7 protein-coding genes are annotated in these 11852 nt (G+C 56.7%); all 7 read right to left on the reverse strand.

What is annotated here, in order from left to right; genetic code table 11:
• Nucleotides 1-8: 8 nt before the first annotated feature.
• A complete protein-coding gene (locus NI000_RS07300; protein WP_253409141.1) occupies nt 9-953 on the reverse strand; it encodes a GDSL-type esterase/lipase family protein in 945 nt (314 codons plus the stop codon).
• Between the two features lie 183 nt (nt 954-1136).
• Complete coding sequence (locus NI000_RS07305) at nt 1137-2552, reverse strand: peptidoglycan DD-metalloendopeptidase family protein (RefSeq protein ID WP_253409143.1); 1416 nt, start codon at nt 2550-2552, stop codon at nt 1137-1139.
• Between the two features lie 164 nt (nt 2553-2716).
• Entirely contained in the window at nt 2717-3484 is a 768-nt protein-coding gene (locus tag NI000_RS07310; RefSeq protein ID WP_253409145.1) for a sugar phosphate isomerase/epimerase family protein, read from the reverse strand.
• 116 nt (nt 3485-3600) lie between these two features.
• Entirely contained in the window at nt 3601-5451 is a 1851-nt protein-coding gene (locus tag NI000_RS07315) for an ABC transporter ATP-binding protein (protein ID WP_375540952.1), read from the reverse strand.
• Nucleotides 5448-7310, reverse strand: coding sequence for an ABC transporter ATP-binding protein (locus tag NI000_RS07320; protein WP_253409147.1), 1863 nt, complete (start codon nt 7308-7310; stop codon nt 5448-5450). The genes NI000_RS07315 and NI000_RS07320 overlap by 4 nt, the downstream gene beginning before the upstream one ends.
• A 414-nt stretch (nt 7311-7724) precedes the next feature.
• Nucleotides 7725-11477, reverse strand: coding sequence for a dynamin family protein (locus NI000_RS07325; RefSeq protein WP_253409149.1), 3753 nt, complete (start codon nt 11475-11477; stop codon nt 7725-7727).
• 101 nt (nt 11478-11578) lie between these two features.
• Nucleotides 11579-11851, reverse strand: a complete 273-nt coding sequence (locus NI000_RS07330; protein WP_010501064.1) for a hypothetical protein — start codon at nt 11849-11851, stop codon at nt 11579-11581.
• Between the last annotated feature and the right edge of the window lies 1 nt (nt 11852).

The raw sequence follows: 11852 nt of genomic DNA on the forward strand, positions 1-11852 counted from the left end.
CCTCCCCGCTATTTCAAAATATCGACGATCCGATCCGCGATCCGGTCGTAGCCGTCCTGGTTCGGATGAAAGTGATCCGTATATAAATACTTGCTCAAATTCAGCTCGAACAAATCGTACGTCGGCACCAGCGTGATGTTCGGGTACCGGTTCGCCAAATCGAACGCAGCCGCGTTCCACTGCCGGATAACCGGGGCTCCTTCGCGTTGAGGGTCCAGATCGAGGAACGGATGGTACAAGCCGACGTAAAAAATTCGCGCCTGCGGATTCGCCTTGCTGACCCGGTCGAAAATTTGCTCCAGACGCTTCAATGCGTCCGGGATACGCTCGGCTGCCGCTTTCGGATTGAAGCCCGCTCCGGCTTCCTGATCCGGCGAGCCCAGGGTGCTTTTCGGCGCTTCGGCGCCTTGGATGCTTTGGGACGTCTGCGACTTCGAAGAGTCCGCGCCCGATGTGCCGCTTGTCCCGTTCGTGCCGTCGCCCGAACTAAAGATGCCCGCGCCGCCCTGGAACAAATCGTTGCCCCCGATCGTCAGCAGCACCAGATCCGCTTCGGCGAGCGACTTGGCGATGTCGGCTTTCTTGTCCCAATCCTTGAGCACATCGGCCGTCCGATAGCCCGGAATCGCAAAATTATTGTAGACGAACACCGGCTTGCCCAGCTGCTTCTCCAGCTTGTCCCTCACGCCGCCGACATATCCTTTGCCCGACAAATCGCCGGTGCCTGCGCTTAGCGAATCTCCCAGCGCCACAATGCGGATCTGATCCTTCGCTTCCCAGTTGTCCGTCTTCGGTTTCGCAGCGGGCTGCTGCGGGGCTTCTGCTGCGTCGCGCGCAGCGGGCTTCGGAAAAATAATCTGATTGATGCCATAGGCGAATCCGACAGCACACAGTACCGTCGATAACAGCGCGGCAAAGCCGACGGTCCGCCACAACCATCGCGTGGATCTCATGCGTTCTCCCCCAGTTTTCGGCAGCTTTACCTGCAAGGACTGATCAATTCAGTAACTCAGTAACTATACATTTTAGAGTAGCGGTTTGCCGCGCGATTTGCAAACTTTGGGGAGGAGAGGGGATTTTTTAAGAGGGTGAATCAGAGGCAGGCGACATGCGAAGAAAAGCGTTAAATTGTGAGTTCAGACGCTCAAATATTTAAGCGGATTTTGCTGTTGGCCGTTCTTGATGATCTCGAAATGCAGATGGACGCCGGTCGAGTTTCCCGTACTGCCCATCACGCCGATTTTATCGCCTTTCTTGACGCCGTCCCCTTCGCGGACTACGACTTTGCTAAGATGCCCGTACAGCGTCTCGTATCCGTTCTGGTGATCGATGACAATGCAGTTGCCGTAGCCCGATTTCCAGCCGGCAAACGTCACCTTACCGTGATCGGCGGCCATAATCGCCTTTTGCTCCGAGACGAAATCCGTACCGTTGTGACTTTTCCCCCAACGCCATCCGAATTCGCTCGTTACTTTGGGCTGCAGCACCGGCAGGGCGAATTTGCCCGTACCTACGCCGGGAATCACCTTCGTCCCTTGCTTCACAACCGTCCGTACCGGCAATTCGAGTATCGCTTCGTCGACCACCGACTCGCTTGCAGGCTCGCCGTTCACGCGGACGGCTTCGTAGGTCACCTGCTTCCAGCCGGGCTTGCCATTAGCCACGATCTGAATGACGCCGGCCTGCAGCTCGCTGTCTTTTTCGTAGACGATGCCGCTCGCGATTCGGACCTGCTCGGTACGCGTCTCGACCGTTTTGACCGACAAAAGCGGCTGATTGACCGAAAGTTTAATTATTTGTCCGACCCGGATCAAATCCTTCTTAATCTCCGGATTGTTCGCCCGGATCACATCGGCAGCGACTTGAAACCGCTGTGCGATCAACGAGATGCAGTCCCCTTTCTGGACCGTATACGTGAGAGGCTGGGCGGCGCCGCTTAAAATCCGGTTCAGCACGGCTTCGGACAGCTCGACTCTGCCCGGGGCGACGGCCATTTCGAGCAGTTGCACGTCCTGGGTAAACTCGGCGGTCACTTTCACCTTCGGCCGGTTTCCGTCGCCTGCTTCCGACAAGATTCCAACCTCCTTCTCTTTGGACGCGTTCAAGAAAGGCGCCTTCACCTCATCCAGGAGGGCAGCGGCAGTAAATACGTCCCTCACAATGCCGACCGGCGTGCCGTCAATCCGAATCTCCGTGGCCAAAAAAGCAAAAACAAGCTTATCGTTCAGCGCGGCGATCACCGCATCATTGTCGTAGGCGCCTTGGAACGTTTTGTTTCCTTCGAACCGAAGCTGCTCCAGATTGGACGTGACGCGCGCATGGTCGTATTGCCGCCCTACTTCTTCATACCGGGCCGCCTTCCACTGCTTGACGATTTCCGGGTCACTGACCGTCCCTACATGCTGATCGTCCAAAAACACGTCAAACCGATAGACCGGCTGCGCCTTTGCAAACCAGCGGCCCGAGATCAAGACGGCGACGATGACCGCAAAGGCCGTTCCCCATTGCAACAGCTCCAGCAGCAAGCCGGGTGTGACGATGCGCTTTTTCAACGCCCTTCCCTCCCTTAACGGATCGATTCGATGTTCGGACCAGCGAACAAGTTCACTTCCCCATGTATATGTCAGAGGTGCGCCGAGTAGACAAAAAAACAAAAAACCCCCGACGTTTCTGCTTGCGCAAAAACGACGAGGGCAGGCATAACACGACGATCCGCTTACTTGGACGCCAGTTGATCGGCCATGCGATGAAGGTTGGTTAAGCTGATTTGCAGACTATCCAGCGGGTTACCCGGACAAACGTCCTGCTCCACCGCGTACCATTCGATGCCGTTTGCTTCGCCCCACTGCAGAATCGGGATGAAGTCGATAACGCCCGTACCCACTTCGGCAAACGTCTGACGCTCGTCATTCGACATGTCCTTGAGGTGAATGATCGGCATGCGGCCGGCATATGGGCGGATAAAAGGCACCGGATCGAGGCCGCCCTTTTTCACCCAGTACACGTCGACTTCAGCCAGCACGGCGTTGTCCTTGGACGGCTCCAGCAAATATTCGAGCGCGGATACCCCGTTCACGGTCGTCTCGAACTCGAACGCATGGTTGTGGTAGCTGAGCCGGAAGCCGAGCGGAGTGAGCTTCCCTGCCACTTCGTTCAGCTTGCCGCGTACCGCCCGGTACCCTTCTTCGCCTCGTAGGTCAGCAACGATGAACGGGCAGATCAGGTCTCGCGTACCGAACAGCTTGGCCTGCTCGACAATCGTTTCAAGTTCGTTTTGCAGCGCTTCATAGCTAACGTGCATTCCTGCGGTGCCAAGCCCCGTCTCCTTGAGGACGGCTGCGATTTCTTCGGCGGTATAGCCACGCAAACCGGAAATTTGTACACCGCTCCAGCCCATCCGTTTCAGCTCCCGTAGCACGCCCGAAAAATCTTTCTCCAGCTCGTCACGCAGAGTATACAATTGTGCCGCAAACTTGTTCTTCACAACGATGTCAGCTCCTTTGAATTATGAGAGCGCATAAAACAGACCAATGCCTGACAAATGCGCTTCCGGTGGGTATTGTTCACGTTAACAATCATACCACACCGGCCAGCAATCTGTTAACCCGTTTCTTTCAAAAAGCGGTACTGCGCTTGGATCAGTCCGTGGTAAATACCTTGGTGATGCATCAATTCCTCGTGATTGCCCTGCTCCATAATTTGTCCGTGATCCAAGACGAGAATATGATCGGCATGACGAATCGTCGACAACCGGTGAGCGATGATGAAGGACGTGCGCCCGGCCATCAGCGTCTTGAGCGCTTCTTGAATTTTCAGCTCCGTCTCCGTATCGATGCTGGCCGTCGCCTCATCCAGAATGAGGATGCGCGGGTCCGCCAGGAGCGCCCGGGCAAACGAAAGCAGCTGGCGCTGCCCCATCGACAGCACGTTTCCTCTCTCCTGCACCTCGGTATCGTAGCCGTTCGGCAAATTCACGATAAACTCGTGAGCGCGGACAGCCTTGGCCGCCGCCTCCACTTCCTCGTCGGTCGCATCGAGCCGCCCGAACCGGATGTTGTCGCGAATCGTCCCGGAAAAAATGAACGTATCCTGAAGCACGATCCCGATCTGCGAACGCAAGCTTTGAATCGTCACGTCGCGGATATCGTGACCGTCGATGACAATGCTGCCGCCCGTTACATCGTAAAAGCGGCAAAGCAGGTTGATGATCGTGCTTTTGCCTGAACCGGTATGACCGACAAGCGCGATCGATTGGCCCGCCTTCACGTTCAGATCGATCCGCTGCAGCGCGTGCCGTCCTGGCTCGTATTCGAACTCCACCTGCTTGAAGTCAATGTCTCCGCGAATCGTCGGCAGCGGCCGGGCCGACGGCTTCTCCGCCACGTTAGGCTGCTCGTCGATATATTCGAAGATCCGCTCCGACGAAGCCATCGCTATAAGCATCTGCGAATACATTTGGCCGAGCCGGTTGATCGGCTCCCAGAAGCTGCCGATGTACGAGGCAAAAGCTACGAACAAGCCGACAGTCATTTCCCCGCTTTGAATGAAATAGGCCCCAAGCAGGAACAAAATAAAGTAGCCGACCGCACCGGTGACTTCAATGATCGGGTTAAACGACTGGTTCAGGGTCGAAGCGCGGTTCCACGATTTATGGTTATCCTGGTTCATTTGTTCGAAATAAGCGATGTTCTGCTTTTCCTGCGTGAACGCCTGCGTCACCTTGATGCCTTGGATGCATTCGTTCAGATGAGCGTTTATGCGCGACGTCTTCGTCTGGACGACCTGCCAGGCGCGGCGAATTTTTACGCGCACCCGTGTCGAAATCAGGAACATGATCGGAACCGTGACAATAATCGCTGCGCCCAGCTTAACATTGTAAAATAATAGGATGAAGATGATGCCGATCAGCTGCACACAGTCGATCATCAAGTTGACCGCGCCGTTCGTCAGCAAGTCTTGAAGCGAATTCACATAGTTCGTCACGCGAACGAGAATCGAGCCGGCCGGACGTTTGTCGAAAAAGCGGAATGACAGCCGCTGAATATGGCTGAACAAATCGTGGCGCAAATCGTAGATGATCCGCTGGCCGATCTCGTTCGTATACCGGATCCGGTAGTTGTTCGCGAGCCATTGAATGATATACAGCACGAACATGGTGCCTACGCAGAGCGCGAGCAGCTTGCCGTCCTTCTGCTTCAGCGCGTTGTCGATCGCAAAGGCGATCAGAAGCGGATTCAGCAGCTTCGTCAGAGCGCCGACGGCCATCATAATCAGGATGACGGGCGCCATCTGCTTCGTATACGGCTTCATATATTTACCGACGCGCTTGACCTGAATCCAGTCGAATCCTTTGTCAAGCTCCTCGTCGTCTTGATAGACGAACCGGGATTTCAGCAGTTCCTCGCCTTCGGGCTTCGAACCGCCGGATGTATTGTTCCGTTGTCCGCTCAATGTGCAAACCTCCTTACGTTGGCTTGAGAGGCAGCAGCCACTTCCGCCGTCGAGTCGTTGTGTTTAGCCTGTTCTTCGGTACCGGCAGAACCTTCCCTTTCATAGACCGGCCCTGCATCGATATCCTCCGGCTGATCGGCAAATTGAATTTTGTACGTTTCGAGGTACGGCCCCTCCTGCTTCATGAGCTCGGCGTGGGTGCCCCGCTGCACGATCCGGCCCTCATCCAGCACCAAAATTTCATCCGCATGCTTCAGCGAAGAGATCCGGTGCGCGATAATAAACGTCGTGCGGCCTTTCATCACCTCTTCGAACCCTCGTTGAATTTCGTGCTCGGTTTCCATATCTACGGCGCTCGTGGCATCGTCGAGAATTAAAATTTTCGGATTTTTTAGCAGCGCCCGCGCAATCGCAATCCGCTGCTTTTGCCCGCCGGATAGGCCCAGACCACGTTCGCCTACGATCGTATCGTAGCCCATCGGCAGCTCCATGATGAAATCGTGCGCTTTGGCCAGCTTCGCCGCCTGAATGACCTCTTCCATACTCACGTCGTTGACACCGTAAGCGATATTGCCTTTGATGCTGGAAGAAAACAGAAACGTCTCCTGAAAAACGATCGCCATTTGACTGCGCAAACTTTCCAGCGTAATGTCGCGAATGTCCGTTCCATCGAGCGTAATCCGACCTTCTTTCACATTGTAGGCCCGAAGCAGAAGCTGAATGACCGTTGATTTCCCGGAGCCTGTACCGCCTAGCAGGCCGATGACTGAGCCCGCAGGCGCATCCAAATTGAAATCGGTGAGCGCCGGATGCTTATCCGTATACGCGAAGGTTACGTTGTCGAAACGGACGTGGCCCTGTACCTTGTCAGGCTGCAAAACGAGCGCATTTTCTTTATTTTTCACGTGTTCGTATTGATGCAGCACTTCGAGCAGCCGTTCGCCGGCCGCTTTCGATTGCGTGAAGTTGTTGATATGAAAGCCAATGCCCCACATCGGGCCGATGATATACCAGATCAAGCTGAAGAAGGCGACAAGCTCCCCGAGCGAAATGCTTTCGTTCATCACCATCCAACCGCCGACGCCGAGCAAAATGACCACGCTCAGGTTAGCGAACAGCTCCATCAGAGGAAAATATTTGGCCCAAATGCCTGCGGTCAATACGTTGTTTTCCTTGTAGTTTCCGTTGCGTTCGGCAAATTTGTCAATTTCATGCGGTTCTCTTGCGAACGACTTGACCGTCCTTACCCCAGTGATATTTTCCTGCACGGAGGTCGTCATACTGCTCATCGATTGACGGATTGACCGGAACGCCGGATGAATTTTCCCCTCGAACCGGATCGCCGTGTAGACGAGAAACGGCATGCAAATCATGGTGAGGAGCGTAAGCTGCCAATTGATTGACACCATCATGATCACGCCGAAAGCAAACATCATGATCACGTTCAAAATCTGGACGAAGCCGAAACCGATAAAATCCCTTACGGCCTGCAGATCGGCCGTAAGGCGCGACATCAAATCTCCTGTGCGCGCTTTGTCGTAATACTGAAACGACAAGTACTGCAGCTTCCGGTAAAGGGCGGCCCGCAGGTTGAATGCGGTTTGGTTGCCGAGCCGCGCACTGGTCGCGCCGTGCAGAAACTGAAAGGTCGCCTTGACGATCATCACGCCGGCCACGAGAAGCGCCAAGTACGGAACGGCCGAGAACTGCCCTTTCGAAATCACTTCGTCGATCAAGTACCGAAGCAGATTCGGGTACACAAGTCCCAGCGCCGTTGCCGTCATTAAGCAAACGATCGAGGCGTACAGAAACCTTCGTTCCGACCAGTAAAACTCCTTCAGCTGCTTAAATACTTCCATGGAGCTCCTCCTTCTCCGGGCTTTGCTGCGAGAGCGCTTCCTTTCTGCGCAAAGCCTCTGCCGACACATTTTTTTCTCATGGAATACGGCTTTAGAGCCGCAAAAGCAAAAATGGCTTTCGAAGCGGAATGATGGCTCCGAAAGCGTTTCAGCTATGAGAAGAAGTGTAGCATCATACCCAAGGGGCGGCAAATACAGGTTGCTCCATAATCTTGGTTTTCCCAGAGTATTCCTTCAAATCGTCACAATATGGAAGCACAGTGCTACTATTTCTCCCGAATAATACGAAATCGTTCAAATGAAAGCCCTTTCACAAAAACAAAAATCCGAGGTCGCCCGCCATCGGACAACCTCGGATGTAACCGTTTAGCACTCAATAAAAATGTGGCTCATTCGTCTAAAAATATCGTCATTTCATCCAATAAAATTCAACAATTTGCCGTGCTTCGCCTGAAGCTCGTTCAAGTCGATCTTCATCTCGAGCGCTTCCAGCAGCCCTTCGCCGTGCTCCTCCAGCGCCTGCCGGAGTCTTGCCGCCAGCTCCTGCATCACGCTTCGCAACTGCTCTGCGTAGGCGTCCTCCAGAAAGGCCGCTTGCGTATCGGCAAAACGCGTCATCGGCCCGTTCAGCCGGGCTTCCAGCTCCCGGCGCAGCTCCGCTTTCCCGTCGCCTTCGAAGAAATGCTTCGCATTTTTAAAGAAGCCTGCCAGCCACTTCGGCTGTACGTCTGCTGCCTCCAGCATCGCGTTCAGCTCGGGCGTCTTCAGTTTAAACGGCTCGAACCCCGGAGCTTCAAAGGACGGAATTCCTCCGGTCCGGACGGCTTCCGACCAGTTCTTCGAGGCGTCACCCGCTATACGGTTGATTTTGTTCTCGATCCGCAGCGTGGTCGCCAGCACTTCCTGGTTCAAGTCAAAGGACAGCATCCGTCTCAGGTCCTCCCAAGCGGACTGCATGACCGTTTTCGAATCGCGGCGGTCGTCGCGGAATACAGCCGGGTTGAAGGCCGTATTGAACAGATCGCCGAAGCGGTAGGACGTACGCTGCTTGACATAGTACAGCAGCTCTTGAATTTCTTTGGACAGCTCGCGGGCTTCCGCGTCCGTGTCCGGGGAGGCAAGCCGCTTCTGGGCCTCGGCAAGCGCCGTACGCAGCGCTTCGGCTTGACGGCGGCGCTCGGAAGCGTCCGCCCGGGCGCTGTCCATCCAGCGCTGGAGCACATCGGCCGCACGGCGGATATCCGCATCGCCCGCCCGGACAGCCATCTCGGTCAGCTCCGCAAACGTAAAGCGGACGAACTCCCGCTCGAAGCGTAAAATGCCCGATTGCTCGACCGTTTCCCGGTCCTCCTGGATTTTCCCTTCAAGCGCATAATAGCTCGATAGCGGATAAATCCTCGGATGCCGGATGCCATGCTGGAGCAGGTTCGTTTCGACGTGCTTGACGACCCCTTCCAGCTCTTCGGCAGAGGAAGCCAAGTCTGCCGCATTGACGATGAAAAACATTTTGTCCAGCTCGAAGCTGTCTTTTACGCGTCCGAGCTGCAGCAAAAACTCTTTATCCGCATGGGAAAACGCATGGTTATAATACGTGACGAACAAAATCGCGTCGGCGTTCTTGATGTAATCGAACGCAACGCCGGTATGACGCGCGTTAATGGAATCCGCTCCCGGCGTATCGACCAACACGACGCCCTGCTCGGTGAGTGGGTTCGCATAGTACAGCTCGATCAGTTCGACGAAGCAAGACTTAGCCTCGTCGGCGGCATACCGGCCGAACTCATCGGCCGTAACGCGCAGCTCCTGCCCTAGGTGCGGGCTCATCTCCGCCCAGCCTTTCTCGACGGCCTTCAGAAACGCATAATGCGGCTTGCCCTTGCCCGGAACTTGATCGGCTGCCAGCTTATGAATCGCAGCCAGCGCCTTATCCATCGAATTTACAGATACACCCAAAACTTCCAACGAATAAAAGACATCGGAGGCCAGCCGTTCCGTCGTTTTCATTCGGACTTTGGCCGTGCCGTGCGGCCAGCCCTCTTCCGGGTCCGGCGGCATGATTTTGTTGATCGCCGCAGTCGTCGGATTCGGCGATACCGGCAGCACCCGTTCGCCGATCAACGCGTTGGCGAACGACGATTTGCCCGCGCTGAACGCGCCGAAGAGCGCGATCGTGAAGCGGTTGTTCGCCAGCCGCTCCGCCTTCTCTTCGAGCGAGCGGCGGATGCTTTGCAGCGCCGCGGCGCCGGCAAGCTCCTGCGCGGCGCCGCCCAGGCGCGCGGCGGCTTCGTGCAGCCGCCGCCGGTGTCCGCCTGCGGCGAGCGCGTCCGCGCCGCCATCGGCGTCGCCGCGGCCCGCCCGCTGCGCGAGCCACGCGAGGGACTCGCGTGACTCGCGCCCGGCGGGCGCCGCGGCCTGCGGCGCAGCCGCCGCTGCCGCAGGCGAGCCCGCCGCAGCCGCGGGCGCGGGCAGCGCCGGCGCAGCCGCTGCCGGCAGCTGCGCGAGCAGCGCGGCGCCGTAGGCGGCCTCGGCCTGCGCGAGGCGCTCCAGCTCGCGCAGGCCTGCGAGCCGCGCATCGAGCTCGGCGAGCTGCGCGCGCAGCGCCGCGAGGCGCGGCTGCAGGGCGGCCGCCAGTGCCGCGATCAGCTCGTCGCTGACGGCGTACGCCTCTTTGCGGTACAAGCTTTTCGCTTCCGCGGCAATCTGCTTCGAGTACGTCAACGTATACTCGTTTCCAAACACCGCGGCCTCGTTCACCTGACCGGCCAGCCAATCCGGCGTCAGCTCCACGTTGATCCGGTCGGCCGCCTCGGTAATGGGGCCGGCCGGCAGGCCGTGGCCTTCCAGCTTCGCTTTGACCGTCTGCTGCACGTGTCTGGCCACCTGCGTCTCCACTTGCGACGCAAAATCTTTATGCAGCGCAGCAAGCCGCTGCTCTCGCTCCGCCGCCGTCTTCGCGGCGGCGCCAAACCAGCCTACCTTGAAGCCGGGTCGGCGGCTTTCCAAATACGCGTGCGCGAAGTCCCGCGTCACGGCCGGAATGACGTTGGCGTTGTCCAGTACCGCCGCCACGTCTTTACGCACAGCTGCCTGCAGCTCCGCAGGCAGCGACTCCAGCCGCGCCAGCCCGGCGCCTGTCTCCGCATACTCCGCTTGGACAGCGTCCAGATCTTCGCCGGAGGCAGCGAGCTGCTCGCGCAGCGCTTCCTTGGCCGGCTCATTGCGCTCGGCCATCTTCTCGGCGTGCGCCGCTGCCAGCGCCCGCGCCGACTTCTCAAGGCTAAGCCGCACAAGCGGCTGCCGCAGCTCGATCAACTGCCCGAGCAGCCCCTCCAGCTTGCTCCACTCGCTGGACGGATGATTCGGCACTTTGACCGACGTATAGACGATTCCGTCCGGCCGCACGCCCCAGCTGGCGAACGCTTCGCGCACGCCTTCCTGATATGCGGCGAACGACAGTTCCTGCTCGCGATGCTTATCGATCATGTTCACGATCAAATAGAGCGGCTTGCCCCACTCCGTCATTTTTTTCGCAAACGCCAAATTGATTTCCGACTGCACATGGTTATAATCCATCACATAAAACACAACGTCAGCCAAATGCAGCGCCGATTCCGTCGCCAACTGATGCGCGTCATCCGTCGAATCGATGCCCGGCGTATCCAGCAGCGCCGCATGCTCTCCCAGAAACGGGATCGGATATCGGATTTCCACCGTTTCGATCGCTTCACCGTTACGGCAATGCTCCGCCAACTCGTCCAACGGCACCGTTTCGGATCGCGGCTCGCCCATTCCTTGAGCCTGATCGCTCGCCTCGTCACTGCGGTAAATGACCCGTGCCCCGGCTTCCCCGTTCACGATGCTCACAATGTTCGCGCTCGTCGGAATCGGACTCGACGGCAGCAGCATATGACCGCACAGCCGGTTAATAAGACTCGATTTACCGGCCGAGAAGTGCCCGCAAAACGCCAAATAAAGCCGCTCGCTCTGCGCTTTCGCCAACAGCTGCCGCAGCTTCTTTCCGTGCTCTCCGTCCCCCGTTTGTTCTACCTGCGCGAGCAGCCCGCGAACCGCCGCAAACATTTCATCCTGCGGGGTCCCACCTTGCAGCCCCTCTACGTTCCCTGTTTCTACAGACGTTGCTTCTGCTATAGTCAATTCGCTATTCATCGTTTCTCCTGCCCCTGTTCATCCTCTGTCTAAAACCAAGCGCTTGTCGTCTATCTTTTTTGCTTTCCGAACAAAAAGAAAAAACCGAATCGCTTCGGTTTTTAGTGTACCATATTTTCCGTCTCCGGAATAAATATTTCGAAAACATCGCGATGCTGCAAAATCGTAATGTCTTTATCCTTTACTTTCATGACGACAACTTCCGGACGCTGCTTCATGCGGTTCAAGTAATTTTCTGGTACGCTTCCCGACTCCGTTACAACGACGCCTTCAACCTGCTTCTCTTCGTTTTCCTGCAAAGGAGTCTCAAGCACCTTCTCGTAAATATCCGAAAACAGTTCAAAATCGCTGGTGTAGACCGATATGCATTTCATC

Source organism: Paenibacillus tyrphae, assembly GCF_024158745.1.
Taxonomy (GTDB): domain Bacteria; phylum Bacillota; class Bacilli; order Paenibacillales; family NBRC-103111; genus Paenibacillus_G; species Paenibacillus_G tyrfis_A.

Excerpts from the sequence above, each read along its gene's own strand:
- NI000_RS07330 (WP_010501064.1), bottom strand. The coding sequence starts at position 11,851 with ATGAAATGCATATCGGTCTACACCAGCGATTTTGAACTGTTTTCGGAT.
- NI000_RS07325 (WP_253409149.1), bottom strand. The coding sequence starts at position 11,477 with ATGAATAGCGAATTGACTATAGCAGAAGCAACGTCTGTAGAAACAGGG.
- NI000_RS07300 (WP_253409141.1), bottom strand. The coding sequence starts at position 953 with ATGAGATCCACGCGATGGTTGTGGCGGACCGTCGGCTTTGCCGCGCTG.
- NI000_RS07320 (WP_253409147.1), bottom strand. The coding sequence starts at position 7,310 with ATGGAAGTATTTAAGCAGCTGAAGGAGTTTTACTGGTCGGAACGAAGG.